This is a genomic window from Rhodococcus sp. GQ147 (genome assembly GCF_059759155.1).
Genome location: NZ_JCAXDU010000012.1, coordinates 24,880 through 51,083 on the forward strand (window position 1 = coordinate 24,880; position 26,204 = coordinate 51,083).

At 70.0% G+C, this 26,204-nt stretch carries 25 protein-coding genes; 18 read left to right on the top strand and 7 right to left on the bottom strand.

Going from position 1 to position 26,204, the window contains the following annotated elements; all coding sequences use genetic code 11:
• Positions 1-34: 34 nt before the first annotated feature.
• Positions 35-874: a thioesterase family protein gene (locus tag AC6CID_RS14900; RefSeq protein ID WP_033098345.1), complete on the bottom strand. Its 840-nt coding sequence runs from the start codon at positions 872-874 to the stop codon at positions 35-37.
• Entirely contained in the window at positions 871-1,746 is an 876-nt protein-coding gene (locus tag AC6CID_RS14905; RefSeq protein ID WP_498354157.1) for a RecB family exonuclease, read from the bottom strand. Before AC6CID_RS14905 ends, AC6CID_RS14900 begins: the two co-directional genes overlap by 4 nt.
• Positions 1,747-1,835: 89 nt before the next feature.
• Between AC6CID_RS14905 and AC6CID_RS14910 the strand changes: the two genes are divergently transcribed.
• Positions 1,836-2,687, top strand: coding sequence for a tRNA (adenine-N1)-methyltransferase (locus tag AC6CID_RS14910; RefSeq protein WP_033098347.1), 852 nt, complete (start codon positions 1,836-1,838; stop codon positions 2,685-2,687).
• Between the two features lie 21 nt (positions 2,688-2,708).
• On the opposite strand, the gene AC6CID_RS14915 is transcribed toward AC6CID_RS14910, so the two are convergent.
• A complete protein-coding gene (locus AC6CID_RS14915) occupies positions 2,709-3,188 on the bottom strand; it encodes an MTB12 C-terminal domain-containing protein (RefSeq protein WP_498354158.1) in 480 nt (159 codons plus the stop codon).
• A 187-nt stretch (positions 3,189-3,375) separates the two neighbouring features.
• Here AC6CID_RS14915 and arc point away from each other — a divergent pair, with 187 nt between their 5' ends.
• The 6 genes from arc to prcA all read left to right on the top strand — a co-directional run bounded on the left by arc (position 3,376) and on the right by prcA (position 9,191).
• Positions 3,376-5,145 carry a proteasome ATPase gene (gene arc / locus AC6CID_RS14920; RefSeq protein ID WP_024101038.1) on the top strand — a complete coding sequence of 590 codons (1,770 nt, stop codon included), beginning with the start codon at positions 3,376-3,378 and terminating at the stop codon, positions 5,143-5,145.
• Between the two features lie 92 nt (positions 5,146-5,237).
• On the top strand, positions 5,238-5,624 hold the full coding sequence (locus tag AC6CID_RS14925) for a nitroreductase family deazaflavin-dependent oxidoreductase (protein ID WP_019289524.1): 387 nt from the start codon (positions 5,238-5,240) through the stop codon (positions 5,622-5,624).
• 55 nt (positions 5,625-5,679) lie between these two features.
• Positions 5,680-7,173 (top strand): depupylase/deamidase Dop, encoded by a 1,494-nt coding sequence (gene dop, locus AC6CID_RS14930; protein WP_006552172.1) that lies wholly within the window; start codon positions 5,680-5,682, stop codon positions 7,171-7,173.
• 166 nt (positions 7,174-7,339) lie between these two features.
• The gene (locus AC6CID_RS14935) at positions 7,340-7,531 is read left to right on the top strand and encodes a ubiquitin-like protein Pup (RefSeq protein WP_006552173.1); all 192 of its coding nucleotides are present in this window, start codon (positions 7,340-7,342) and stop codon (positions 7,529-7,531) included.
• Complete coding sequence (prcB, locus tag AC6CID_RS14940; protein WP_006552174.1) at positions 7,528-8,382, top strand: proteasome subunit beta; 855 nt, start codon at positions 7,528-7,530, stop codon at positions 8,380-8,382. Before AC6CID_RS14935 ends, prcB begins: the two co-directional genes overlap by 4 nt.
• Complete coding sequence (gene prcA / locus AC6CID_RS14945) at positions 8,379-9,191, top strand: proteasome subunit alpha (protein ID WP_064060381.1); 813 nt, start codon at positions 8,379-8,381, stop codon at positions 9,189-9,191. Before prcB ends, prcA begins: the two co-directional genes overlap by 4 nt.
• Here the strand turns inward: prcA and AC6CID_RS14950 are convergent.
• Positions 9,092-10,690, bottom strand: a complete 1,599-nt coding sequence (locus AC6CID_RS14950) for a bifunctional phosphatase PAP2/diacylglycerol kinase family protein (RefSeq protein WP_072740511.1) — start codon at positions 10,688-10,690, stop codon at positions 9,092-9,094. The two genes, prcA and AC6CID_RS14950, sit on opposite strands and share 100 nt — an antisense overlap.
• A 31-nt stretch (positions 10,691-10,721) precedes the next feature.
• Here AC6CID_RS14950 and pafA point away from each other — a divergent pair, with 31 nt between their 5' ends.
• The 7 genes from pafA to AC6CID_RS14985 all read left to right on the top strand — a co-directional run bounded on the left by pafA (position 10,722) and on the right by AC6CID_RS14985 (position 19,380).
• Positions 10,722-12,080, top strand: a complete 1,359-nt coding sequence (gene pafA, locus AC6CID_RS14955) for a Pup--protein ligase (RefSeq protein WP_498354159.1) — start codon at positions 10,722-10,724, stop codon at positions 12,078-12,080.
• Between the two features lie 88 nt (positions 12,081-12,168).
• Entirely contained in the window at positions 12,169-13,164 is a 996-nt protein-coding gene (locus tag AC6CID_RS14960; protein WP_064062096.1) for a helix-turn-helix transcriptional regulator, read from the top strand.
• Complete coding sequence (locus AC6CID_RS14965; RefSeq protein ID WP_064062095.1) at positions 13,161-14,192, top strand: helix-turn-helix transcriptional regulator; 1,032 nt, start codon at positions 13,161-13,163, stop codon at positions 14,190-14,192. Before AC6CID_RS14960 ends, AC6CID_RS14965 begins: the two co-directional genes overlap by 4 nt.
• Before the next feature lie 127 nt (positions 14,193-14,319).
• A complete protein-coding gene (tatA, locus tag AC6CID_RS14970; protein ID WP_033098352.1) occupies positions 14,320-14,574 on the top strand; it encodes a Sec-independent protein translocase subunit TatA in 255 nt (84 codons plus the stop codon).
• A 104-nt stretch (positions 14,575-14,678) separates the two neighbouring features.
• Positions 14,679-15,641: a twin-arginine translocase subunit TatC gene (gene tatC / locus AC6CID_RS14975; RefSeq protein WP_019289529.1), complete on the top strand. Its 963-nt coding sequence runs from the start codon at positions 14,679-14,681 to the stop codon at positions 15,639-15,641.
• Complete coding sequence (locus AC6CID_RS14980) at positions 15,638-18,394, top strand: DEAD/DEAH box helicase (RefSeq protein ID WP_033098354.1); 2,757 nt, start codon at positions 15,638-15,640, stop codon at positions 18,392-18,394. The genes tatC and AC6CID_RS14980 overlap by 4 nt, the downstream gene beginning before the upstream one ends.
• A gap of 104 nt (positions 18,395-18,498) precedes the next feature.
• Entirely contained in the window at positions 18,499-19,380 is an 882-nt protein-coding gene (locus tag AC6CID_RS14985) for a DUF4333 domain-containing protein (protein WP_498354160.1), read from the top strand.
• Positions 19,381-19,390: 10 nt separating this feature from the next.
• Here AC6CID_RS14985 and AC6CID_RS14990 read toward each other — a convergent pair whose 3' ends face one another.
• The gene (locus tag AC6CID_RS14990) at positions 19,391-20,368 is read right to left on the bottom strand and encodes a 5'-3' exonuclease (protein ID WP_033098355.1); all 978 of its coding nucleotides are present in this window, start codon (positions 20,366-20,368) and stop codon (positions 19,391-19,393) included.
• A 35-nt stretch (positions 20,369-20,403) separates the two neighbouring features.
• Here AC6CID_RS14990 and AC6CID_RS14995 point away from each other — a divergent pair, with 35 nt between their 5' ends.
• Positions 20,404-21,534 carry a M24 family metallopeptidase gene (locus AC6CID_RS14995; RefSeq protein ID WP_498354161.1) on the top strand — a complete coding sequence of 377 codons (1,131 nt, stop codon included), beginning with the start codon at positions 20,404-20,406 and terminating at the stop codon, positions 21,532-21,534.
• A 45-nt stretch (positions 21,535-21,579) separates the two neighbouring features.
• Positions 21,580-22,326 (top strand): decaprenylphospho-beta-D-erythro-pentofuranosid-2-ulose 2-reductase, encoded by a 747-nt coding sequence (gene dprE2, locus AC6CID_RS15000; RefSeq protein ID WP_498354162.1) that lies wholly within the window; start codon positions 21,580-21,582, stop codon positions 22,324-22,326.
• A gap of 955 nt (positions 22,327-23,281) precedes the next feature.
• On the opposite strand, the gene AC6CID_RS15005 is transcribed toward dprE2, so the two are convergent.
• Positions 23,282-24,541, bottom strand: a complete 1,260-nt coding sequence (locus AC6CID_RS15005; protein WP_019289547.1) for a fatty acid desaturase family protein — start codon at positions 24,539-24,541, stop codon at positions 23,282-23,284.
• Between the two features lie 203 nt (positions 24,542-24,744).
• Here AC6CID_RS15005 and AC6CID_RS15010 point away from each other — a divergent pair, with 203 nt between their 5' ends.
• Positions 24,745-24,921, top strand: a complete 177-nt coding sequence (locus AC6CID_RS15010) for a WGxxGxxG family protein (protein WP_019289545.1) — start codon at positions 24,745-24,747, stop codon at positions 24,919-24,921.
• Positions 24,922-25,222: 301 nt separating this feature from the next.
• Positions 25,223-25,675 carry a response regulator gene (locus tag AC6CID_RS15015; protein ID WP_019289546.1) on the top strand — a complete coding sequence of 151 codons (453 nt, stop codon included), beginning with the start codon at positions 25,223-25,225 and terminating at the stop codon, positions 25,673-25,675.
• Between the two features lie 39 nt (positions 25,676-25,714).
• On the opposite strand, the gene AC6CID_RS15020 is transcribed toward AC6CID_RS15015, so the two are convergent.
• Complete coding sequence (locus AC6CID_RS15020; RefSeq protein ID WP_037216795.1) at positions 25,715-25,915, bottom strand: cold-shock protein; 201 nt, start codon at positions 25,913-25,915, stop codon at positions 25,715-25,717.
• Positions 25,916-26,204 lie beyond the last annotated feature (289 nt).

A 26,204-nucleotide genomic window follows, 5' to 3' on the forward strand; every position in this document is an offset into this window, starting at 1 on the left:
CCGATCCCGACATCTTCCGGTGCGGTCCCGCTGATCAGCGGGAGCGCACCTGCACGTTCTGGGCGATGCGGCCGAGCGCGCCGGTCTCGTCGTAGAGCAGACCGGCGGTCATGCCGACCCCGTCGGGTCCGACGGACATCTCCGCGGCGATCCCCACCCAGTCCTGTTCGCGGAACTCGGGGGCGCGGAACAGGTGCACGGTCAGTTCGGTGTTGAGGAAGGTGTACTCGCGGGGGTCGAGTTTGGATCCGACACCGTTGGCGACGTCGGCGACGCTCATCAACCGGTCGAGCCCGCTGGGGGTTTCGCCTTCCACGAGGGCGATCTCGCTGCGCACCCACGCCGACGACAGGCCGGGAGCGCCGAAGGGGACGATGATGCGCCATTCGACGGTGTCGATGTAGCCGCCCTTCCAGAAGACGTGCGGGGCGGTGGCTTCGAAGTGGTCGGGGGCGGGCAGCGGGGTTTCGGAGGTCCGCGCGACCTGCGGCAGGTCGATGGTTTCGAGGCGCCAGCCGGTGCCGCGCGCCACCGGGCGGTCGGTGCCGTCGGGGGCGGTGGCCCACAATTCGGCGACGACCAGTTCGATGCGGCGACCGGGTCGTTCGATGTGGGTGCGCACCTCGAGGTCGGTGAGGGGGACGGGGCCGAGCAGTTCGACGGTGAGCCGGCTCAGGCGGGTGTCGGGGCGGGGCCGGTGCCGGTCGATGGCGCGGGCGAGCAGCGCCGAGGGTGGGGCGCCGTGCTGCAGGTGCGGTCCCCAGGTGCTGACGGTGTGTTCGGTGGGGCGGAACACCGCGATCTCGACGTCGTCGACCGGGCCGGTGGGGGTGGTCGGCCGGGGGACCGGCACGTAGTAGGCGGCGTCGCTCACTCGGGATTCTCCTGCTGCTCGATGTGGTGGGGCGCGCCCGGTGTCGATTGCGTCGCAACGCCGTCGGCGGGATACGGCGGTGGGGTACCGCCGAACGCCGGGCACAATGCCCGATGATCGCACCACCGGCAGCCGGGACCGGGATTGGGGCGGAAGTCGCCGCTGGCGCGCAACTGCTGGATCGTCGCCCACATCGCCCGCACGATCCGTTCGAAGCGACGCAGTTCCTCGGGGTCGGGCCGGTAGTGCAGCACCTGACCGTCGCCGAGATACAGCAGCCGCAGCGAGGCCGGGACGATGCCGCGTTGCCGCCACACGATCAGCGCGTAGAACTTCAGCTGGAACAGCGCCGCCCGCTCGCCGCGCGGGGACGGGGCGCGGCCGGTCTTGTAGTCGACGACATGCACCGCACCGGTGGCGTCGACATCGAGGCGGTCGATGATGCCGCGCAGCGGGACGTCGCCGTCGAGGGTGGTCTCCACCCGCAGTTCGCAGCCGTCGGCGGTGACCGCGGTGGGGTCCTCGACGGTGAAGTAGGTGTCCAGCAGCGCGGCGGCCTCGGCGAGGAACCCCGCGTCGTCGGTGTCCACGCCCAGATCGGGGGTGGCGGCGAGGACCCGGGCCAGGGCGTCGGGCAGCAGGGTCTGCGCGGCGGTGGCGGTGCGGGCCGGTCCGTCGAGGCCGAACAACGCTTCGAGGGCGGCGTGCACGACGGTGCCGCGTGCCTGGGCGCGGGTCGGGGGTGCGGTGAGCCGGTCGACCGCCTTGAAGCGGTAGAGCAGCGGGCAGCGGGTGAAGTCGGCGGCCCGGGAGGGGGACAGGGCGACCGGCCGCGTCGTGTCGGTGGGGGGTGTGGGCGCAGCTGTGGTCACACCTGGCAGGCTAGGACGCGGGTCCGACACGGTGCCGGACCCGCGTGCCCGATCCCGGGTGCGGGGCTGGAACGAAGGTGGACACGGCGATGGCGGTAGGCGGACTCGGGCGCAGCGGACCCTTCCAGGTGGGGGACCGGGTGCAGTTGACCGACGCCAAGGGCCGCAAGTACACCGTGGTGCTCGAACCGGGCAAGGAGTTCCACACCCATCGCGGCGGGATCCTGCACGACGATCTGATCGGCACCGACGAGGGTGTGGTGGTCACCTCCACCAACGGCACCCCCTATCTGGCGTTGCGTCCGCTGCTCGTCGACTATGTGATGTCGATGCCGCGCGGTGCGCAGGTGATCTACCCGAAGGACGCCGCGCAGATCGTGCAGGAGGGCGACATCTTTCCCGGCGCGACGGTGCTCGAGGCCGGCGCCGGTTCCGGCGCGCTGACGTGTTCGCTGCTGCGCGCCGTCGGCGAGAGCGGCCGGGTGATCTCCTACGAGGTGCGCGAGGACCATCTCGAATACGCCGAGCGCAATGTCGACACCTTCTTCGGGCAGCGCCCGGCGAACTGGGCGACGGTGCTCGGGGATCTGGCGGACTACGACGTCGAGAAGTACGGCCGCGTCGACCGGGTGGTGCTGGACATGCTCGCCCCCTGGGATGTGCTCGAGACGGTGAAGAAGGCGCTGGTGCCCGGCGGGGTGCTCATCGTCTATGTGGCGACGACGACGCAGCTGTCGCGGGTGGTCGAGGCGATGCGGGAGCAGACCTGCTGGACCGAGCCGCGTTCGTGGGAGTCGATGGTGCGCGGCTGGCACGTGGTGGGGCTGGCGGTGCGGCCGGAGCATCGGATGCAGGGGCACACGGCGTTCCTGGTCAGTGCCCGGCGCCTGCAGGACGGGGTGGAGACCCCGAAGCCGCAGCGCCGGCCCAGCAAGGGCTGAGCCGACGCCGACCCGCAGGGGTTATTCGCAGCTGAGCGTGCCCGCGGCCAGGATCGAGCAGGCGCTCTCGTCGGCGATGACCCAGGTGCCGTCGATCTGCTCGAAGGTCAGCGGCATCGGGGCGCCGCCGTGCGGGCCGGCGACCTCGGTGGTCGCGGTGACGGTGTCGGCGTCGACCGTGGTGATCTCGCCGACGGTGCCGGTGAGCGGGTAGCCGGCGAGCACACCGGTGAACTGATCGAGCACGGCGGTGCGCGCGGCGCCGTTCTCCACGACCGCGGCACGGTCCTCGGTGGTGGCGGCCGGGTCGAAGAACACGTCGATCTGTTCCTGCAGTTGCTCGACGGTGACCGCGGCGGTCACGGTGGTGCGGGTGGTCGTCGTTGCGCTGGTCGTGGCAGCGGTGTCGTCGCCGGCGTCGTCGGAGCTGCAGCCGGTCAGGGCGGTGAGGGCGGCGATCGCGGTGGCGGCGCAGAGTGTGCGAACTGGACGTGGGGTCACGGAGGAGTACCTTTCGAGAGAAACGGTCGACGCACGGTATTTAGGGGAGCCTAACAGCGTGCCGGAGGTGCGGCGCCATGGCGCGCCCCACGCGCGACACATGTTCGGAACACGACTGTTTCGTGTCCTCCCCCATGTGGGGCGATGTCCCGGTAGCGTGGAATGACCGACAGTGGAGGGAGTCGCTATGAGCTCGTCAGAGAAGCCGGATGCGGTTGCGGCGGCACGCGAAATCGAAGAGTTGCGCGCAGAGGTGGCGACCTTGCGTCGTCGGCTCGGCGAACCGTCCGATCAGGTACGCGATCTCGAAGCCCGGCTCGAGTCCCTCACGGTCCGCAACGGCAAACTGCTCGAGACCCTCAAGGATGCGCGCCAGCAGCTGATCACGCTGCGCGAGGAGGTCGACCGGCTGGCCCAGCCGCCGAGCGGCTACGGGGTGCTGCTCGAGACGTTCGACGATCAGACCGTCGACGTGTTCACCTCGGGCCGCAAGATGCGGGTCGCGGTGTCCCCGAATCTCGAACTCGACACCTTCCGGCCCGGTCAGACGGTGCGGCTGAACGAGGCGTTGACCGTCGTGGAGGTCGGTGGTTTCGAACGCGTCGGCGAGATCACCACCCTGCGGGAGGTGCTCGACGACGGCACCCGCGCGCTGGTGGTCGGGCACGCCGACGAGGAACGCATCGTGTGGCTGGCCGCCCCGCTCGCCGCGGCCGCCGCCGACGACAAGACCGATCTGCTCGTCGACGACGAGAACTCGTTCACGCTGCGCCCCGGTGATTCGTTGCTGGTCGACAGCAAGGCCGGCTACGCCTTCGAACGGATCCCCAAGGCCGAGGTCGAGGATCTCGTGCTCGAGGAGGTCCCGGACGTCGGCTACAGCGACATCGGCGGTCTGGGCCGGCAGATCGAGCAGATCCGCGACGCGGTGGAGCTGCCCTTCCTGCACAAGGACCTGTTCCGCGAGTACTCGCTGCGCCCGCCGAAGGGTGTGCTGCTGTACGGCCCGCCCGGTTGCGGTAAGACCCTGATCGCGAAGGCGGTCGCGAACTCGCTGGCGAAGAAGATCGCCGAGGCCCGCGGGGACGATTCGAAGGAAGCGAAGTCGTTCTTCCTGAACATCAAGGGCCCGGAGCTGCTGAACAAGTTCGTCGGTGAGACCGAACGGCACATCCGGTTGATCTTCCAGCGGGCCCGGGAGAAGGCGTCCGAGGGCACCCCGGTGATCGTGTTCTTCGACGAGATGGATTCGATCTTCCGCACCCGCGGTTCCGGTGTGTCCTCCGATGTGGAGACCACGGTGGTGCCGCAGCTGCTCGCCGAGATCGACGGTGTCGAAGGGCTCGAGAACGTCATCGTCATCGGTGCGTCGAACCGTGAGGACATGATCGACCCGGCGATCCTGCGGCCCGGCCGCCTCGACGTGAAGATCAAGATCGAGCGTCCGGACGCGGAGGCCGCGCAGGACATCTTCTCGAAGTACCTGACCGAGAGCCTGCCGGTGCACGCCGACGATCTCGCCGAGTTCGGCGGCGATCGGGTCGCGTGCGTGCGGGCGATGATCGAGCGGGTCGTCGAGCGGATGTACGCCGAGTCCGAGGACAACCGTTTCCTCGAGGTCACCTACGCCAACGGCGACAAGGAGGTCCTGTACTTCAAGGACTTCAACTCCGGCGCGATGATCCAGAACATCGTCGACCGGGCGAAGAAGTATGCGATCAAGTCGGTGCTCGAGACCGGGGCGCCCGGTCTGCGGGTGCAGCACCTGCTCGATTCGATCGTCGACGAGTTCGCCGAGAACGAGGACCTGCCCAACACCACGAATCCGGACGACTGGGCCCGGATCTCGGGGAAGAAGGGCGAGCGGATCGTGTACATCCGCACCCTGGTCACCGGCAAGAACGCCAGCGCGAGCCGCGCGATCGACACCGAGTCGAACACCGGCCAGTACCTGTAGGAATCGACCCGCGACAATCGATCCGCGACGGCCGGGCCTTCCCTCCTCCGGAAGGTCCGGCCGTCGCGGCCTATCCAGGGGGAGGACCGACCGTGCCGTTGCCGCGCACCCTGGCCCGGTTCAACAAGATCGTCACCAACCGGGTCACCACCCCGTTCGCGCAGCTGCTGCCGGGCACCGCGGTGGTCGAGCATCGCGGGCGCCGCTCGGGCCGGGTGTTCCGCACCCCGGTGCTGCTGTTCACCGTCGGTGACGATCTGCGGATCGCGTTGACCTACGGCGCCGACACCGATTGGGTGCGCAACGTGTGCGCCGCCGGCGAGGCGGTGGTGCACACCCGGGGCAGGGCGATCCCGGTGCGCGACCCGCGACTCGGGACCGATCCGCAGGCGAGCTGGGCGCCGCTGCCGGTGCGGGTGGCGCTGCAGGCGATCGGGGCGCACGGCTATCTGGACTGCACCCCGCAGCCGCACCGCTGACCGGTGGCGGGGCTGGTCACGACCGTGAGCGTCCGGATCGCCTAGGCTCGAGGGCATGCAGCGGATCATCGGTATCGAGGTCGAGTACGGGATCTCCTCACCCAACGAGCCATCGGCGAACCCGATCCTGACCTCCACGCAGGCGGTGCTGGCCTACGCGGCCGCCGAAGGGGTGCCGCGCGCCCGCCGCACCCGCTGGGACTACGAGGTCGAATCGCCCCTGCGCGACGCGCGGGGCTTCGATCTGGGGCGGTTCAACGGCCCGGCCCCGGTCATCGACGCCGACGAGGTCGGTGCCGCGAACATGATCCTCACCAACGGGGCGCGCCTGTACGTCGACCACGCCCACCCCGAATACTCCGCCCCGGAGGTCGCCGACCCCCTCGACGCGGTGATCTGGGACAAGGCCGGGGAACGGGTGATGGAGGCCGCCGCCCGGCACGCGTCGAGTGTGCCCGGCGCGCCGCGACTGCAGCTGTACAAGAACAATGTCGACGGCAAGGGCGCCTCCTACGGCACCCACGAGAACTACCTGATGGACCGGGAGACCCCGTTCTCCGCAGTGGTCGCGGGCCTGACCCCGTTCTTCGTCTCCCGGCAGGTCATCACCGGCTCCGGCCGGGTCGGGATCGGCCAGTCCGGTGACGAGCCCGGTTTCCAGCTCTCGCAGCGCGCCGACTACATCGAGGTCGAGGTCGGTCTCGAGACCACCCTCAAGCGCGGCATCATCAACACCCGCGACGAGCCGCACGCCGACGCCGACAAGTACCGGCGCCTGCACGTGATCATCGGCGATGCGAATCTGGCGGAGATGTCCACCTACCTCAAGGTCGGCACCACCGCGCTGGTGCTCGACCTGATCGAGGCCGGCATCGACCTGTCGGATCTGCAGCTCGCCCGCCCGGTCACCGCGGTGCACCACATCAGCCACGACCCGTCGCTGCGCAAGACCGTCGCGCTCGCCGACGGCCGGGAGCTGACAGGTCTGGCGCTGCAGCGGATCTACCACGAGCGGGTCGCGAAGTTCCACGACGGCACCGAGGACAAGCGGATCCTCGACATCCTCGACAAGTGGGCGATGGTGCTCGATCTGCTCGAACGCGACCCGATGGAATGCGCCGACCTGCTGGACTGGCCCGCGAAGCTGCGGCTGCTCGAGGGCTTCCGCAACCGCGAGGGACTGTCCTGGTCGGCGCCGCGCCTGCACATGGTCGACCTGCAGTACTCGGATGTGCGCCTGGACAAGGGCCTGTACAACCGCCTCGTGGCCCGCGGGTCGATGCAGCGGCTGGTGTCCGAGCAGCAGGTCCTCGATGCGGTGCACACCCCGCCTTCGGACACCCGCGCCTACTTCCGCGGTGAGTGCCTGCGCCGTTTCGGTGCCGATATCGCGGCGGCGAGCTGGGATTCGGTGATCTTCGATCTCGGTCGCGAATCGCTGGTGCGCATCCCGACGCTCGAGCCGCTGCGTGGCAGCCGCGCGCATGTCGGGGAGCTGCTCGAGACTGCGCAGTCGGCGGCGGAACTGGTCGATCAGCTCACTCACTGACCACCCCTCCCGGCGGAGGGCGGTGGCCGGATCACAGGCCGCGAGTACGCGTGTCGCCACCGGTGGACCGGTTCGCTGGGTAGGGTAGGAGTTCGAAGCAGCGGTGACCACACCGATCGTCGACCGGTGACGGTTCCGCGCCGAGTACAGGAGGAGGTCGGCGGCTATGGCACAGGAGCAGACCACACGCGGTGGCGGCGGAGACGACGACGAGGTCGTCGGTGACGGCGGTGCCGGTCAGGAGCGTCGCGAGAAGCTCGCCTCGGACACCGACGATCTTCTCGACGAGATCGACGACGTGCTCGAGGAGAACGCAGAGGACTTCGTGCGGGCATATGTGCAGAAAGGTGGCCAGTGACAGCCGAACGATCCTCTCTTCCCTACCGCGAGGTGCAGCCGAAGCTGCACCTCGCGTCGCCCTTGTCGTCGTTCTCCGACCACCTGCGGATGCACGCCCCGGAGATGCTGCCGGAGAACCGGTTCCGATTCGAACGAGGTGACCACGTGGACCTCGCCCCGCACGGCACCACCATCGTGGCGCTGACCTTCGACGGGGGTGTGCTCATCGCCGGCGACCGGCGCGCGACCATGGGTAACCTGATCGCCTCCCGCGATGTCGACAAGGTGTTCATCACCGACAACTATTCGGCGGCCGGCATCGCCGGCACCGCGGGTCTGGCGATCGAGCTCGTGCGACTGTTCGCGGTCGAACTCGAGCACTACGAGAAGATCGAAGGTGTGCCGCTGACCTTCGACGGCAAGGCCAATCGGCTCTCGTCGATGGTGCGCGGCAATCTCGGTGCGGCCATGCAGGGCTTGGCCGTGGTGCCGTTGCTGGTCGGTTTCGACCTCGACGCGTCCGATGCGCACCGCGCCGGGCGGATCGTGTCCTACGACGTGGTCGGGGGCCGCTACGAGGAACGCGCCGGCTACCACGCGGTCGGCTCCGGATCGTTGTTCGCCCGCTCGTCGCTCAAGAAGCTCTACCGCGCCGATGCCGACGAGCAGAGCGCGCTGCGCAGCGCCGTCGAGGCGCTGTACGACGCGGCCGACGATGACACCGCCACCGGTGGTCCCGACACCACCCGCGGGATCTACCCGACGGCGGTGGTGATCACCGCGGCCGGGGCCGTGGCCGTCGCGGAGGAAACCCTGTCCGAGCTGGCCCGCACCATCGTGGCCGACCGCACCGCAGGAGATGCCCGGTGACACTTCCGTACTATGCGTCCGCCGAGCAGATCATGCGCGATCGCTCGGAGCTGGCCCGTAAGGGCATCGCCCGCGGCCGGTCGGTGATCGCGTTGACCTACGCCGGCGGTGTGCTGCTGGTGGCGGAGAATCCGTCGAAGGCGCTGCACAAGATCAGCGAACTGTACGACCGGGTCGGTTTCGCGGCCGTCGGCAAGTACAACGAGTTCGAGAATCTGCGGCGCGCCGGGATCATGCACGCCGACATGCGCGGCTACTCCTACGACCGGCGGGACGTGACCGGGCGGGCACTGGCGAACGCCTACGCGCAGACCCTCGGCACCATCTTCACCGAGCAGCCCAAGCCGTACGAGGTGGAGATCTGCGTCGCCGAGGTCGGGCGCGCCGACACCGACGACGGCCCGCAGCTGTACCGCATCACCTACGACGGCTCGATCGTCGACGAACCGCAGTTCGTGGTGATGGGCGGCAACACCGAACCGATCATCACCGCGCTGCGCTCGTCGTACAAGCCGGGTCTGCCGCTCGACGAGGCGGTCGCCGTGGCGGTGACCGCGCTGCAGCAGCCCGCCACCGCCGACGCGGCGCCGCGGGTGCTCGGCCGCGGGGAACTCGAGGTCGCGGTGCTCGAGAAGCAGCGGCCGCGCCGCGCCTTCCGGCGTATCTCGGGGGCGGCGCTCGACGCGCTGCTGACCAGCACCGGGTCCGCTCAGGCGGCCCCGTCGGAGACGCCCGCCGATCCGGCCCCCGAATCGGGGTCCGACACCGCGACCGGCTCGGAGACCGAGTCCGGTCCCGACGCGGGCTGATCCACCGCGAGCCGATAGACCGTCAACGCCGACGGCACCACCTCGAAGTCGAAACCGGTGCCGTCGGCGAGGACCTCCCCGTCGGTGGCCAACGCCACCGGATCCCCGATGACCTCCACCGCCAGGCCCGGGATGTGCCGCTGCCGATACATCGGTGACGCGCCGAGGGTGCCGGTCGCCGCAGCGAGGAGCAGACGCAGCCGCGAGAACCGATTCTCCGCGGGTAGATACCGCACGTCGAGGGTGCCCGGATCCAGATGCGCCCGGGACATCGGCACCTGATCTGCCGGGGTGTAGCGGCCGTTGCCGACGAACAGCAACCACACCGCCCGCCCCGCCCCGTCGATGCGGACCGGCATCGGGCTCGCCGTGCGCAGCACCGCGAGCATCGCCAACCCCGCCGCCGGCCACTTGCCGATCCGCGGTTCCCAGTGCTGCCGCAACCGCACCGCATCCGGATAGCCACCGAGGCTGGCGGTGTTGACGAACCGCCGCACCGTGCGCCCGTCCGGCCCGGTCACCGTCACCTGCCCGAGCCCGACGGCCACCGCCTGCCCGGCGGTGACCGCCCGCACCGTCTCCTCCAGATCCACCACGCCGAGATCGAGCGCGAAATGGTTGAGGGTGCCGCCGGGGAACACCGCGACCGGCAGCCGCGCGTCGACGGCGACGTCGAGCACCGCCGCGACGGTGCCGTCCCCGCCGCACACCCCCACCGCCTGCGGCCGATATTCGGTCAGCAGACGTTCCGACTGCTCCGCCGGATCACCGTCGGGATCCAGATCGACGCGACGCACGCTCGGCAGCGCGGCGGTGACCCGCGCGGCGATCTCCTCGGCGGTCCCGGCATCGCGGTTGACCACCAGCAGCATTCCGTCGCCGCCGGGCAGGGCGGGCGCGGCCGCCGCGACCTGCACGGTCGCCGGTTCGCGGCTGCGCACCGCCCACCAGCGGCGCGTCGACCACGCCACCGTCGCCCCGACCGCGGCGCCGACGACGACGTCGCCGGGCCAGTGCACGCCGGTGTGCACCCGCGAATAGGCCACCGCCGCGGCCAGCGGCGCCAGAACCGCCCCAGCCGCAGGGGATTCGAGCACCACCCCGGTCGCGAACGCCGCCGCCGACGCGGCGTGCCCGGACGGGAACGACGACGAGCGGGGGATCGGCACCGTGCGGCGCCGAAACTTCGGGTCGGTGCGCGCCGGGGGCCGGCGGCGCGGCAACAGCGGTTTGAGCAGCCCGTTGGTCAAGGCGCTGGCCCCGGCCACCGACAACAGACCCCGCACCGCCCCGCGGCGGGCGTGACCGCCGGCGGTGGCGCACACCGCGGCGCACGCCACCCACAGCACACTGTGGTTGGCGGCGCGTCCGAGGTCGCGCAGCAGCGGGTCGGCAGGGGACGCGCGCAGCGCCCCGGAGCGCTCGAACAGGGCCCGGTCGGCGGTGCGGTAACGCTCGGGAACGATCACACCTCGACCGTAGATGTCGTTGCGACCCATGGGGGTCGGGTTCGCGCGGTACTGTCGAAGTGTGCAGCGACGAATCATGGGTATCGAGACGGAGTTCGGCGTCACGTGTACCTTCCACGGGCATCGTCGGTTGAGCCCCGACGAGGTGGCCCGCTATCTGTTCCGCCGGGTGGTGTCCTGGGGGCGCAGTTCGAACGTCTTCCTGCGGAACGGGGCGCGACTGTATCTCGATGTCGGTTCGCACCCCGAGTACGCCACCGCCGAGTGCGACGACCTGCTCCAGCTCGTCGAGCACGACCATGCCGGTGAGCGGGTCCTCGAGGAACTGCTCATCGACGCCGAGCAGCGTCTCGCCGAGGAAGGCATCGGCGGCGACATCTTCCTGTTCAAGAACAACACCGACTCGGCGGGCAACTCCTACGGCTGCCACGAGAACTATCTCGTCGCCCGCGTCGGCGAGTTCTCCCGCATCTCCGATGTGCTGCTGCCCTTCCTGGTGACCCGCCAGCTGATCTGCGGCGCCGGGAAGGTGCTGCAGACCCCCAAAGCCGCCACCTTCTGCCTGTCGCAACGCGCCGAGCACATCTGGGAGGGCGTCTCGTCGGCGACCACCCGGTCGCGGCCGATCATCAACACCCGCGACGAGCCGCACGCCGACGCCGAGAAGTACCGGCGCCTGCACGTGATCGTCGGGGACTCGAACATGTCCGAGACCACCACCATGCTCAAGGTGGGGTCGGCGGCGCTGGTGCTCGAGATGATCGAGGCCGGGGTGCCGTTCCGGGACTTCGCGCTCGACAACCCGATCCGCGCCATCCGCGAGGTCTCCCACGACCTGACGGGCCGGCGCCCGGTGCGCCTGGCCGGCGGCCGGCAGGCCAGCGCCCTGGACATCCAGCGCGAATACCACGCGCGGGCGGTGGACTATCTGCACCAGCGCGAACCCGACCCGCACGTCGCGCAGGTGGTGGACCTGTGGGGCCGCGTCCTCGATGCCGTCGAATCGCAGGACTTCGCGAAGGTCGACACCGAGATCGACTGGGTGATCAAGCGCAAGCTGTTCCAGCGCTACCAGGACCGCTACAACATGGAGCTGTCCGACCCGAAGATCGCCCAGCTCGACCTGGCCTATCACGACATCAAACGCGGACGCGGTGTGTTCGACCTGCTGCAACGCAAGGGACTGGCGGCGCGGGCCACCGACGACGAGTCCGTCGACGCCGCGGTGAACACCCCGCCGCAGACCACCCGCGCGAAGCTGCGCGGTGATTTCATCGCCGCCGCGCAGGCCGCGGGCCGCGATTTCACCGTCGACTGGGTGCATCTGAAGCTCAACGACCAGGCGCAGCGCACCGTGTTGTGCAAGGACCCGTTCCGGTCCGTGGACGAACGCGTCGAACGGCTCATCGCCTCCATGTGAGTACCGCCGTCCATCGGAGCGGACCGTCCGGTCCGCTCCGATGGACGGTGATGCGGTGCCGGCGGCGCGCGGGCACTAGGGTTGGCGCGTGGCGATCTCGAAAGTCGAACGGCTGGTGAACCTGGTCATCGCGCTGCTGTCCACCCGACAGTTCGTGACCGCGGAGAAGATCCGTGCCTCGGTGGCCGGCTACTCCGAATGCGCGAGCGACGAGGCGTTCAGCCGCATGTTCGAGCGGGACAAGAACGAACTGCGCGATCTCGGGGTGCCCCTCGAGACGGGCCGGCCGTCGCGGTCGTCGACGGTGGAGGGCTACCGCATCAACCGCGACGCCTACGAACTGCCCGAGATCGACCTCACCCGCGAGGAGACCGCCGCCGTGGCCGTCGCCGCCGCGCTGTGGGAATCGCCGGAGCTGACCGCCGCCGCGCAGGGCGCGGTGCTCAAGCTGCGCGCCGCCGGGATCCGTGTCGACTCCGACGGCGGGGAGGTCGTCGCGCCGCTGCCGCCGCGCGCCCGCGGTTCCGAACCCGCGTTGACGGCGTTGCTCGCCGCGATCGACGCGCGCCGCGCGGTGCGGTTCACCCACCGCAGTTCCCCCACCGAGCCGTGGTCGACGCGAACCGTCGAACCGTGGGGTGTGGTCACCGTGCACGGCCGCTGGTATCTCGTCGGCCACGACCGCGATCGCGACGCCGTGCGCACCTTCCGGCTCTCGCGCATCGGCGACGAGATCACCGCGATCGGCCCAGAGGGGGCGGTGCAGATCCCGGGGGGCGTGGATCTGCGGGGGCGGGTGCTCGCCGCGACCTCCCCGGCGGAGGTCAGCGGATCGGCACGCCTGTGGGTGGCCGATGGACGCGCGTGGGAGCTACGCCGGCTCGGACGGACCGGCGCGGCACGGCGGATCGGAGACCGCGACGGGGTGGAACTCGAGGTGCCGGTGCGCTCGTGGGAATGGATCGCCCGGATCGTCGCCGGGCAGGGCGCGGACGCGTTGGTGCTCGACCCACCGGAGTTACGGGCCGAGGTGCACCGCATCCTCGAACAGGCGGTCACGGATGCGGGGGAGGAGGAGCGATGAGCACACGACTGTCGGCGCGACTGGGACGACTGCTCAATCTCGTGCCCTACTTCCTGGCGCACCCGGGGATCAGCGCGGCCGAGGCCGCCCGCGATCTCGGGGTCACGCCCAATCAGGTGATGGACGATCTGAACCAGCTGTGGGTGTGCGGCCTGCCCGGCTACGGACCCGGTGATCTGATCGACCTGTCGTTCTCCGAGGACAGCATCGTGGTGACCTTCACCGCCGGCATCGAACGACCCCTGCGGTTGACCTCCACCGAGGCCACCGCGCTGCTCGTGGCGCTGCGGTCGCTGCAGGAGATGCCCGGCGTCGTCGACCCGTCCGCGGCGCAGTCGGCGATCGCGAAGATCGAGGCGGCCGCCGGGACCGCCGCGCTGCCCGCCGACACCGCCACCGCCGACACCGCCACCGCGGCGACTGCCGAGCCTGATCCGGAGGCAGCCGGGGACTCCGACGCCGCCGGACAGGTGCGGGCCGCGGTGCGCGACGGGCGCGCCGTGCACCTGACCTACTATTCGGCTTCCCGCGACACCGTCTCCGAACGCGACGTCGACCCGATCCGCATCGTCATCATCGACGAACACGCCTACCTGCAGGCGTGGTGCCGCAGCGCCGAAGGAGTGCGGCTGTTCCGCTTCGACCGCATCGACGCCGCCACCGTGCTCGACGAGCCGACGCGACCGCCGCACCGGGCGATCACCGACGACGAGCACCTCGAACTGTTCGAGGGCGACCCGTCGCTGCCCGCCGCGCGGTTGCGCATCGCCCCGTCGTACACCTGGCTGCTCGACTACTACCCGCTCACCGACGTGCAGGTGCTTTCCGACGGCAGGTGCGAGGCGTCGATGCGGTACGCGTCGCCGGGGTGGATGGCGCGGCTGCTCGTCGGTCTCGGCGCCGGGGTGCAGGTGCTCGACCCGCCCGAGTTGCGGGCCGCGGTGCGGGCGCGGGCCGAGGCGGCGCTGGCCGCCTACGCCGAGCTCGACGGGGAGAACGCGACCCGCGGCGCGGGTCCGACACCGTGACGGTCGCGTTGTGAAACATCTGTGTGAACCCTCCGCGAATTGTGGGTGGATACACCGGCGCGAAGCCTCGGGCTGTGCTCGAGGTCCGGTAGCATCGATCGGAGCCGATCAGTGGAGGTTGTTGTAAATGGGTGCAATGAGCCCCTGGCACTGGGCCATCGTGGCGCTGGTGGTCGTGATTCTCTTCGGTTCGAAGAAGCTGCCCGACGCCGCGCGCGGTCTCGGTCGTTCGCTCCGGATCTTCAAGAGCGAGGTCAAGGAGATGCAGAACGACGACGCCCGGGCGTCCACGCCGCAGCCGGCGCCGAATCCGTTGCCGGCCGCGCAGCCGACAGCCGATCCCGCCGCGCCGAACACGCACACCGAACCGCGGTCTGCCTGACCGACGTTCATCCTGCCGGGGCGCCCACCACGGGTGTCCCGGCGTTCCGCTGACCCCGGCACGCCCGCACGCCGGTGGTCTCGACAGGAGCTGAGAACCGCACCGTGCGCATCCCGTTCGATCCGCGCCGAAGCCGGCGCAAGACCAATCCCGACGGCACCATGTCGCTGGTCGAGCACCTCTACGAATTGCGCACGCGTCTGCTGATCGCTCTCGCTGCGATCGTGCTCACCACCATCCTCGGATTCGTCTGGTACAGCCGCAGCCTGTTCGGCCTCGACAGCCTCGGGGAGATCCTGCGCGGCCCCTACTGCGACCTACCCGCCTCGGCCCGCGCCGACCTGAGCAACGACGGCTCGTGCCGACTGCTCGCCACCGGACCGTTCGAGCAGTTCATGCTGCGCCTGAAGGTCGCCGCGACCGCCGGCATCGTCATGGCGTGCCCGATCTGGCTGTACCAACTGTGGGCGTTCGTCACCCCCGGCCTGTACCGCAAGGAACGCCGCTACGCGATCGGCTTCGTCACCTGCGGGGCGGCGCTGTTCGTCACCGGCGCGGTACTGGCCTATCTGGTGATCTCCCACGCGTTGTCGTTCCTGCTGTCCGTCGGCAACGACGTGCAGGTCACCGCCCTTTCGGGCGCCGAATACTTCGGGTTCCTCATCAACCTGCTGGTGATCTTCGGGGTGTCCTTCGAGATCCCGCTGGTGATCGTCGCGCTCAACGGCGTCGGGGTGCTGCCCTACGCCAAGCTCAAGGCGTGGCGGCGCGGGCTGATCATGGCGGTGTTCGTCTTCGCCGCCATCGCCACCCCCGGCCAGGATCCGTTCTCCATGCTCGCCCTGGCGTTGGCGCTCACGCTGCTCGTGGAGTTCGCCATCCAGATCGCCCGGCTGACCGACCGGCGCCGCGCCCGCAAGGCCCGCGCCGAGGGCTGGGCCGATCTCGACGACGACGAGGGTTCGACGATCCCGGCCCCGAGCCCGGTGGAGCCGGCAGCGCCGACGGCGCCCACCGACACCGTACGGACCGATCCGGCCCGCACCGACTACTCCGACACCCTGTGACCGGCGACCCCACTCCCGGCCCTGCCGGTAACGACGAGACCGGCACCGCGCCGCTCGTCCCCACCCCGCAGCTCGCGGAGTTCGCCACCGGCCTCGGGTTCCCGCTCGATCCGTTCCAGATCGAGGCGTGCCGCGCCCTCGAGGGTGGGCATTCGGTGCTGGTGTGCGCCCCCACCGGCGCCGGCAAGACCGTCGTCGGCGAGTTCGCGGTGTATCTGGCGCTGCAGGGCGGTTCCAAGTGCTTCTACACCACCCCGATCAAGGCGCTGAGCAACCAGAAGTACGCCGATCTGTGTGCCCGGCACGGCCGGGACTCGGTGGGTCTGCTCACCGGCGACCAGTCCATCAACTCCGATGCGCCGGTGGTGGTGATGACCACCGAGGTGCTGCGCAACATGATCTACGCGTCGTCCACCGCCCTGATCGGGCTCACCCACGTGGTGATGGACGAAGTGCACTTCCTCGCCGACCGGTTCCGCGGCGCGGTGTGGGAAGAGGTGATCCTGCACCTGCCGGAGGACGTGCGGCTGGCGTCGCTGTCGGCGACCGTGTCGAACGCCGAGGAGTTCGGCGACTGGATGACCACGGTGCGCGGCGACACCACCGTCGTCGTCGACGAGGTGCGGCCCATCCCGCTGCACCAGCACATGATGCTCGGCTCCCGTATCTACGACCTGTTCGACCGCCGCGCCGACACCGACACCGCCCCGACCCGGCGACGCCGCGACATCGTCGTCAACCCGGAGCTGGCGTCGGCGGTGCGGCAACGGCAGAGTCTGTCCGGGATGGACCGCTGGGGTGAACGCGGCCCCCGCTTCCGGCCGCCGCCGCGCCCGGAGGTCATCGTCCGTCTCGACCGCGACGGTCTGTTGCCGGCGATTACCTTCGTGTTCAGCCGCGCCGGTTGCGACGCCGCGGTGCAGCAGTGCCTGCGCTCGGGTCTGCACCTGACCGACGAGACCGAAGCCGCCGAGATCCGCCGGATCGTCGACGAGCACACCCGGGATCTGCCGCGCGGCGACCTCGAGGTCCTCGGCTACGCGTCGTGGCGCACCGCCCTCGAACGCGGCATCGCCGCCCACCACGCCGGGATGTTGCCGGCTTTCCGGCACACCGTCGAAGAGCTCTTCGTGCGGGGGCTGGTGCGGGCGGTGTTCGCCACCGAGACCCTCGCGCTGGGCATCAACATGCCGGCCCGCACCGTGGTGCTCGAAAAGCTCGTCAAGTTTAACGGCGACACCCACGCCGAGCTGACCCCCGGCGAGTACACGCAGCTGACCGGCCGGGCCGGGCGGCGCGGCATCGACGTCGAGGGCCACGCGGTGGTGCTGTGGCAGCCGGGCATCGAACCGGCGGCGGTCGCCGGGCTCGCCTCCACCCGCACCTTCCCGCTGCGCAGCTCGTTCCGCCCGTCCTACAACATGGCGGTCAACCTCATCGACGCCGTCGGGGTGGAGCGGTCGCGGGCGTTGCTCGAGATGTCCTTCGCCCAGTTCCAGGCCGACAAGTCGGTGGTCGGTCTCAAACGCGGCATCGACCGCAACGAGGCCACCCTCGCACAGCTGCGCGACCAACTCGGCGGTGAGGGCAGCGAGATCCTCGACTATCTGCGGTTGCGCGCCGAGCTGACCGACGCCGAACGCGCCCACGAGCGGCGCGGCAAGCAGGATCGTCGGGCCGCGGCGGTGGCGTCGCTGGTGACCCTGCGGCGCGGTGACATCATCGCCGTGCCCGCCGGTAAACACACCGGCCTGGCCGTGGTGGTGCTGCCGGACACCGACGCCGGCGATCCGCGGCCGCAGGTCGTCACCGCCGACGCGTGGTCCGGTCGCCTCTCCGCCGGGGACTTCCCGACCCCGGCGACGGTGCTGGGCACGCTGCGGCTGCCGCGGCACGTCGATCACCGCACCGGCCGTGGGCGCCGCGACATCGCGTCGGCGTTGCGGTCGAAGGGCCTCGTGCCGCCGCGCCGTCCCAAGCGCAGCACGTCCAAGGGCGACACCCGCGAGATCGACGCGTTGCGCCGCGAACTCAAGCACCATCCGGCCCGCAAGCACCCCGATCTGGACTCGCTGGCGCGTGCCGGGGAGCGCTACCACCGGTTGCTGCGCGAAACCCAGCAGCAGCGCCGCAAGGCCGCCGCGGCGACGGATTCGCTGGCGCGCACCTTCGAGCGGATCGTCGCGCTGCTCACCGAACGCGGCTATCTCACCGAGGGTGACGATCCGGCGACCACCGAGGCGGGGGAGCGGCTCGCCCGCATCTACACCGAATCGGATCTGCTGGTCGCCGAATGCGTGCGTCGCCGTGCCTGGGCGGGACTGTCCGCCGCCGAACTCGCGGCGGTCGCCTCGGCGGTGATCTACGAGTCGCGCACCGACGAACCGGTCACCGTCGTCGGGCCGACCGGCCCGATCCGGCACGCGCTGGCCGAGACCACCCGGATCTGCGACGGCTTGCGGGCCGACGAGATCCGGCACCGGCTGCCCCCGACCCGCGAACCGGATCTGGGTTTCGTCACCGCCGCCTACACCTGGGCGTCGACCGCGTCGCTGACCGAGGCGCTCGTCGCCGCGGAGGCCGCCGGCAAGGAACTTTCACCCGGAGATTTCGTGCGGTGGTGCCGGCAGCTGATCGATCTGCTCGACCAGATCCGCACCTGCGCGGACGATCCGGAACTCGCCCGCACCGCCGGCAAGGCGGTCGGGGCGGTGCGTCGCGGGGTCGTCGCCGTCGATCCCACCGCCGAATGACCCGGCCCCTGCGGGGTGTCCGGGACGCCCGGTAGGCGTGGATGCCCGCGGCGGGTGGACGCTACCGTATGGGCACACAACGGGAAGGGTGAGTGGAGACGACGATGACCGGGCCGAACGAACCGCAGGACTCGCCGGGGCAGAAGCCGCGGGAATCGACGGATCCATGGGCACCCAACCCGACCTCCGGGGGCGGTGAGCAGCCCGGATCACCGTGGGCGCCGCCCGCCGGCCAGCAGCAGTGGGGGCAGGGCAGCGGCACCGGCTGGGGACAGTCGACCGCCGGGCAGTCGCCGTGGCAACCCGACACCGGTGCGGGCGGGAACGCTCCGCAGCCCGGGTGGGCGCCGCCCGCCGGGCAGCAGACTCCCGCGCAGCCCGGTGCCGGGCATCAGAATCCGTGGGGTGCGCCGACCGGTGCGCCGCAACAGGGCTGGGGTCCGGCCCCACAGCCGCCCGCCCCCGGCTGGGGGCAGCCGGCACCCGGTCAGCAGGCACCAGGACAGGCGCCGGGCTGGGGTCAGCAACCGGGCGCACAGCAGCCGTGGGGCGCGCCCGGTCAGCAACCGACGCAGCCCGTCCCCGGGTGGGGTGGGCAGCAGCCCGCCGGGGCGCAGCCCTGGGGAGCGCCCGCGAACACCTGGCAGCAGCCCGGCGGCGCGCCTCAGCAGAACGGCAAGTCGAAGCTGCCGTGGATCCTCGGCGGCGCCGGGCTCGTCGTGGTGCTCGCCATCGTCGGGATCCTCGCCACGACGATGTTCGGTGGGAAGGTCCTCGACACCGAGTCCACCCAGGCGGGCATCGCGAAGGTGCTCACCGAGTCCTACGGGGCCGGGCAGGTCGGCGACGTGCAGTGCCCGAGCGATCAGAAGGTCGAGGCCGGCCACAGCTTCACCTGCGCGGTCACCGTGGACGGCCAGTTCCGGGAGGTGACCGTCACCGTCACCGACGACAACGGCACCTACGAGGTCGGCCGCCCCAACTGACCGGAAGCGGTCATCGGTCGGCCAGGGCCGCGACCAGCGCGGACACCGGCCGTTCCAGACCCCACCGCTGCGCCAGCGCGGTGAGCTGCTCCGGAGCGGCCGGTGCCGCCGGCAACACGTCCGAGCGGGACAGGTCCACGTCGGCGTCGGTGGCGACCCGCACCACCGGCAGCGCCGCATCCAGATAGTCCGCCGCAGCGGCGAGTTTGACCCGCATGCCCTTCGCCATCGACGACGACTTGTCGACCGCGGCCGCGCGCACCGCGTCGAGGGAGCCGTACTGCTGCAGCAACGACGCGGCGGTCTTTTCCCCGACCCCCTTGACGCCGGGGAGTCCGTCCGACGGGTCGCCGCGCAGCACCGCGAGTTCGGCGTAGGCGGCGCCGGCCCGCTCGCCGGGCACTCCGTAGCGTTCGGCGACCAACGCCGGATCGAACAACTCGGCCTTGGCCAATCCGCGCCCGGCGTAGAGCACCCGCACCGGCACCGGACTGTCGGCGACGACCTGCAGCAGGTCGCGGTCGCCGCTGACCACGATCACCCGGTCGATGGTCTCGCGGGCGGCGAGGGTGCCGAGCACGTCGTCGGCCTCGAAACCGGCCGCCCCGCCGGTGGCGATGCCGGCGGCGGCGAGCACGTCGAGGATCACCGGCACCTGCGGCAGCAGCGCGGGTGGGACCTCCTCGACGGTGCCGTCCGACCCGGTGGCGACCCGGTGCGCCTTGTAACTGGGGATCGCCGCGACACGGAAGGCCGGCCGCCAGTCCAGATCGAGGCACACCACCAGCCGGGTGGGGCGGTGGGTGCGGATCAGCGAGGCCACCATGTCCACGAAGCCGCGCACCGCGTTGACCGGGCTGCCGTCGGGGGCGGTGACCTTCTCCGGGATGGCGTGGAAGGCGCGGAACCACAGGCTCGCGCCGTCGAGCAACATCAGCGTGGGGTCCGGTGCGGGCGTGGGGTTCTCCGGTGCGGTCACGGACCACATCCTGCCATCCGGCCGCGGCCACTAGGCTCGAAGACATGACCACTGCCGCCCCCCGATTCCCCGCCGACCGTTACGCGGCCCGCCTGGCCCGCGCCGCCGAACTCGGTGCCGCCGCCGGCGTCGACGCGCTGCTCATCACCCCCGGACCGGACCTGCGGTATCTCACCGGCTCCCGCGCCGAGTCGTTCGAGCGCCTGACCTGCCTGGTGATCCCCACCGACGGTTCCGGCGCCACCGTGGTGGTGCCGCGGCTGGAACTGGCGTCGCTGAACGACTCCGCCATCGGTGAACTCGGTCTGCCGGTGCGGGATTGGGTGGACGGGCAGGACCCCTACGCGCTCGTGCGTGAACTCGTGGCGACCGCAGGGGCCTTCGCGGTGGCCGAGGCGATGCCGGCGCTGCACCTGGTGCCGCTGACCGCCCGGTTCGGCAGCGCCCCGGCGCTGGCGACGTCGGTGATCCGGCAGCTGCGGATGGTCAAGGACGCCGACGAGGTCGAGGCCTTGCGCCGCGCCGGTGCCGCCATCGACCGGGTGCATGCCCGCATGGGTGAATGGCTGCGCGCCGGGCGCACCGAAGCCGAGGTGGCTGCGGACATCACCGCCGCGATCCTCGAAGAGGGGCACACCGCGGCGGCGTTCGTCATCGTCGGTTCCGGCCCGCACGGCGCCGACCCGCACCACGAGGTGTCCGAGCGGGTCATCGAATCCGGCGACATCGTCGTCATCGACATCGGTGGTCCCGTCGAGCCGGGCTACTACTCGGATTCGACCCGCACCTACAGCATCGGCGAACCGAACCCGGAGATCGCGACGAAGATCGCGGTGCTCGAGAAGGCACAACAGACCGCGGTCGACGCGGTGCGTCCCGGGGTGCGCGCCGAGGACGTCGACGCCGCCGCCCGTAACCTGCTCGCCGCCGCCGGTTACGGGGAGGCGTTCGTGCACCGCACCGGGCACGGCATCGGCCTGTCGGTGCACGAGGAGCCGTACATCGTCTCCGGCAACGACGACACCCTGCAGCCCGGCATGGCATTCAGCATCGAACCGGGCATCTACTTCCGCGGCGAATGGGGGGCGCGGATCGAGGACATCGTCGTCGTCACCGAGGACGGCTGCGAGTCGATGAATCTGCGTCCGCACGGGCTGACGGTGCTGCCGGGCTGAGACCCGACACTGCCTCCCGGAAATCGACCCGGGACACTGGGCCGCATGAACCACAGCGCGCAGAGAACCGTCGTCATCTTCGGGGGACGCAGCGAGATCGGCGTCGAGGTCGCCACCCGCCTCGCGCCGGGCCGCACCGTGATCCTGGCCGCGCGTCGCGCCGACGACCTGACCGACGAGTGCGCCGCCGTGCGGGCGGCAGGAGCGACGGCGGTGCAGACGGTCGAGTTCGACGCCGACGCCCTCGACACCCACACCGCGGTGCTCGACCGCATCGCCGCTTTCGGGCCGATCGATGTGGCGGTGCTGGCCTTCGGCATCCTCGGCGACCAGGCCCGTGCGGAAACCGATGCGGCGCACGCGGTGTCGATCGTGCACACCGACTATCTCGCGCAGGTCGCGCTGCTCACCGACCTGGCCCAGCGGCTGCGCGCGCAGGGCTCGGGGCGGCTGGTGGTGTTCTCCTCCGTGGCCGGGTGGCGGGTGCGCCGCGCCAACTATGTGTACGGGTCGGCGAAGGCCGGCCTCGACGGTTTCGCGTCCGGCCTGGCGGATGCCTTGCACGGCAGCGGGGTGTCGTTGCTGCTGGTGCGCCCCGGTTTCGTGATCGGCCGGATGACGGAGGGCATGAGCCCTGCACCGTTGTCGAGCACCCCACCGCAGGTCGCCGGCGCGACGGTGCAGGCGCTGCACCGCGGGCGCGGGGAGGTGTGGGTGCCGGCGGTGCTGCGCCCGGTGTTCTTCGGGATGCGCCTGCTGCCGCGGGCGATGTGGCGGCGTTTGCCGCGCTGACGACTGCGGCAGACGGCGAGCGCTTCGCACAGACCGGGCCGATGTCGCTTGTCTCCCGCGTAGCCCTTGTCCGTATAGAGCGCCCTTGTCCGTATAGAGCCGGTCGTCGCGGACTCCGGCCTTTGAGGGCTCCGTGGTGCGGTTGCAGATCTTGGCCCGCGGTGCTGCATCGGGAACAGCCGATCAGGATTCCGTCCATGAGGCGACGAAAGTGCTGTTTGAGTCAGCTATTCGAGACCGACATGCAGGACGGTTAAGCAGGACGGTCGGACGGCCGTCTTCCGCAGGACGCGATCGAGTGCCGGACCGTGTCGGGGTGTGCTGTTTGAGGATCGGTCCGCAGACTTGATCTTGTTCCGAAAACGAACGTACATGAAACATCCGCGGCGGAATCGGGCGATCTGATCTTCAGTGATAACGGCAGTTTTTTCGCGGGGCTAGGTGATGTTGCTCCGCGAACCCTAGTACCCGCCCGGGATAGAAACATTCCGGGCGCGGGTGGATGGTGTCGCTGTTCCACAGCACGTTCATTGTCGGCGAAGACCTCGAAGGCTTCCAGCTCGGCAGAGGCGAGGATCGCCTCGACACACTGCTTGGACCCGCTCGCATGGTTGGCCATCGCTCGATATTCGTCGCCACGCACCAGGCGCGGTCCTGCGGCCGTCAGGGGTTCGGAGAGGGCAGGTTGCGGAACCGGTTGTCTCGGAATCTACGGCCGCAGCACGCTGAGTCCGTGCCCGAAAGGTGCGATTGTTCCTGGTCAAGGGTGGGTCAGGAAGGCCTGGCACGGCGGCGGCTTCGCCTTCACCCTGCTGGTGGGGACTGCCTATGCCTGAAAGTCGCTTCACCGCAGAGGGGTTCGGCACGTCTATGCTGCGGGGCAGTCCGCGCGGGGGCGGTCCATCGTGTTCGGTGCTGGGAGATGTGAAGTTGCGATCGATACGGACGACGCCGGTCACTTCCGGCGCGTGAACCTGCGTGCTTCGACGCGGACCTCGGTGTGCGCACGCAGCGCCGACAGCAGCCCGCGGCGCCGCCCGGTCTCGGTATCGATCCGCGGTGCCTCGGTGGTCCGCGAGCCGGTGGGCCGGAACTTGTGTTCCGACGACGTCTCGGGTGCATCGTCCGAGGTCCGCTCGAGGAAACGGTCCGGCAGGGCAAGCTTGTGGATCGTGCGCAGCGCAAGCAGGTACTGCTTGCCCAGCGGCCCGCTGGTGTACGGCAGGTCGTATTCGGCGCATAGTGCCCGCACGCGTACGGCGATCTCGGGGTACCGGTTCGACGGCAGGTCGGGGAACAGGTGGTGCTCGATCTGGTAGCTGAGGTTGCCGGTTAAAAATCCCAGGACCGGGCCGGCGTCGATGTTGGCGCTGCCGAGCATCTGCCGCAGATACCACTGGTCCCGCGTCTCGGTCTCGAACTGGTCGGCGGTGAACTTCTCGGCGCCGTCGGGGAAGTGCCCGCAGAAGATCACCGCGTACGCCCACAGGTTACGGATCAGGTTCGCTGCCGCGTTCGCCGCCAGCGTGTGTTTCCACGCCCGGCCGGTCAGGGCCGGGAACAGGACGAAGTCCTTGCCCACCTGCCGGATGATCTTGCGGGCGAACTGCCGGTTCGGTGCGCTGTCCAGCGTCCACGGGCCGACGCCGTGGAGTTTTTGTTGTGCTTCCAGGTCGTGCAACGCGATGCCCCACTCGAATGTGGCGGCCAGGATTACGTTCGCGAACGGCTGCAGCACGTTGATCGGGCGCCACTTCTCGTCCCGGGTCATCCGCAAAATGCCGAATCCCACATCGCTGTCCATCCCGACGATGTTGGTGTAGGTGTGATGCGCGTAGTTGTGCGCGCGCTTCCAGTGCTCGGACGGCCCGGTCTGGTCCCACTCCCACGTCGCGGAATGGATCTCCGGATCGTTCATCCAGTCCCATTGCCCGTGCATCACATTGTGCCCGAGCTCCATGTTCTCGATGACCTTGGCCAGCGCGAGCAGTGCCGCGCCCGCGACCCAGGCGGGACGCCGACGACTACCGAACAGCATTGCCCGCGCACCCGACTCGAGGGCACGATGCAGGCGGATCACACGCCGGATGTACCGGGCGTCACGGATGCCGCGGGACTGTTCGACGTCGCGTCGGATCTCGTCCAGTTCCCGCCCGAGGGCGTCGATTTCGGCATCGGTGAGATGAGCGAACTCGTTGATATCGGTGATGGCCACCGAGGGTCCTCCGTCAAAAAGATAGGTTCACCGGCACCAACTATCGACGCAGGTCACTAGGTACAAGGCTACGGGAACTCGGGCATCGGCCGCGGTGCGACCGAGCCGAGGTCATCGCAGGCACTTATCCCGTGTAACGCCCAGAAACGCAGGCGCTTGCTCACCGGCTTGCCCGTTGGCTCCCCGGGTGCGGCCCTGAAGCAGTGACGGGCCCCCAGATAGTCGCCCAGCAGAACCAGGACAACGACGCCGACGGCGATAAGACCGGTTTGTGGGGTCTTGCGGGTCTGCTCGGTCTACTCGGCCTCGCCGGACTCAAACGCCGAAACGAGCCGCACGTCCACAACACCCCGACTGTCGATCCCCACCGTCGCCCGTAAAGCTCTCGACCCGGGAACCCTTTTCCGCCCGCATCCTCATTTCTTCACCCCGAGGGTGCGGGCGGATCCGGTGATGCAGACACGTGCTCGTCGGCACCCCCGGACTCCGGCTCGTGACCGTGCCGCTGCGCCCGCGGATGATCAGCCGTGTCCGATCGCGTCGAATCCGTCCTCGTGCCGGTTCACGGCACGGTCCAGCCGGCCCCCGAGCCGGGCACCGGCACGGGGGAGTCAAGGGGGCACCGGCGTAGCGTCGAACGGGTTCGAAGACTATGCACTCAGAATTCCGGGAGAACGCACGATGACCGACTTTGCGCAGCCCGTCGTCGTGCTGCTCGTCGAGGACGACCCCGCCGACGAACTGTTGACCGCCGAAGCCCTGGGCGAGCACAAGATCACCAACCGGGTGCATGTGGTGCGGGATGGGTACCAGGCTCTGCGTTTTCTGCACCGGCACGGCCCGTACAGCGAGGCGCCCCGCTCGGATCTGATCCTCCTCGATGTGCACCTGCCTCGGTCCAGCGGAATCGAGGTGTTGGACCGGATCCGGCTCGATCCGGATCTGCGGGCCATTCCCGTGGTGATGCTCACCGCCTCGGTCGCCGAGGAAGATCTCCTGCGCAGCCGCCGGCTGCCGGCCGATGCCTACATCGTCAAACCGGTCGATCTTGCGCAACTCGCTGCGGTGGTCCGCCGCATCGACGACTTCTTCTTCCAGGTCGTCCACGCCCCCACCCCCGCTGATCCCCGCTGAGACAGGGGAATCGAGCAGAGCGGCGCTTCGGGTCGTCACTCACAGCCGACGTACCCGGCGGGCGTGGCGCCGCTTCGGGCCCACACCCACGTCGAATTCCACGTCTTGGTCGTCCTGGAAGACGGGGACGTTGCTGCATTCGATGTCGGTGTGCTCGACGAACAGGTCGCCGCCGCCGTCGGGAGCGATGAAACCGAAGCCTTTCGCACCGTTGAACCACTTGATCACGCCGCGTGCCACCGCCACCCGCCCTTCCTCGATACCGCCGAGGTCGATGCCTGATTGTGTCATCGCTCGGTTCGATGAGCGGTGGCATTCGACGAGGACGCGAGGACCTTCAGCACGGCAGGGCCGCCGCGAGGGCGGGGGAGGACCGATTCTCCGGGTCGGTCGCAGGGTGGTCCTCTGTGTGTTCGGCAAGAGCCCTGAACCTCAAGGTGGACGTCACTTGCTGCTGCACCCCCACGGACGGTGACCGAGCGGCGACGCTGCACGGTGGCGTTGCCGGGCCTCGAGTTCCCCGAATCCG

What these genes read in the sequence shown, in the direction of transcription:
- AC6CID_RS14965 (WP_064062095.1), top strand. Translation starts at nt 13,161, where the DNA reads ATGAGCACACGACTGTCGGCGCGACTGGGACGACTGCTCAATCTCGTG.
- dprE2 (WP_498354162.1), top strand. Translation starts at nt 21,580, where the DNA reads ATGAACCACAGCGCGCAGAGAACCGTCGTCATCTTCGGGGGACGCAGC.
- AC6CID_RS14910 (WP_033098347.1), top strand. Translation starts at nt 1,836, where the DNA reads ATGGCGGTAGGCGGACTCGGGCGCAGCGGACCCTTCCAGGTGGGGGAC.
- arc (WP_024101038.1), top strand. Translation starts at nt 3,376, where the DNA reads ATGAGCTCGTCAGAGAAGCCGGATGCGGTTGCGGCGGCACGCGAAATC.
- AC6CID_RS14995 (WP_498354161.1), top strand. Translation starts at nt 20,404, where the DNA reads ATGACCACTGCCGCCCCCCGATTCCCCGCCGACCGTTACGCGGCCCGC.
- AC6CID_RS15015 (WP_019289546.1), top strand. Translation starts at nt 25,223, where the DNA reads ATGACCGACTTTGCGCAGCCCGTCGTCGTGCTGCTCGTCGAGGACGAC.
- tatA (WP_033098352.1), top strand. Translation starts at nt 14,320, where the DNA reads ATGGGTGCAATGAGCCCCTGGCACTGGGCCATCGTGGCGCTGGTGGTC.
- AC6CID_RS14990 (WP_033098355.1), bottom strand. Translation starts at nt 20,368, where the DNA reads ATGTGGTCCGTGACCGCACCGGAGAACCCCACGCCCGCACCGGACCCC.
- AC6CID_RS14935 (WP_006552173.1), top strand. Translation starts at nt 7,340, where the DNA reads ATGGCACAGGAGCAGACCACACGCGGTGGCGGCGGAGACGACGACGAG.
- AC6CID_RS14950 (WP_072740511.1), bottom strand. Translation starts at nt 10,690, where the DNA reads ATGGGTCGCAACGACATCTACGGTCGAGGTGTGATCGTTCCCGAGCGT.
- AC6CID_RS14985 (WP_498354160.1), top strand. Translation starts at nt 18,499, where the DNA reads ATGACCGGGCCGAACGAACCGCAGGACTCGCCGGGGCAGAAGCCGCGG.
- dop (WP_006552172.1), top strand. Translation starts at nt 5,680, where the DNA reads ATGCAGCGGATCATCGGTATCGAGGTCGAGTACGGGATCTCCTCACCC.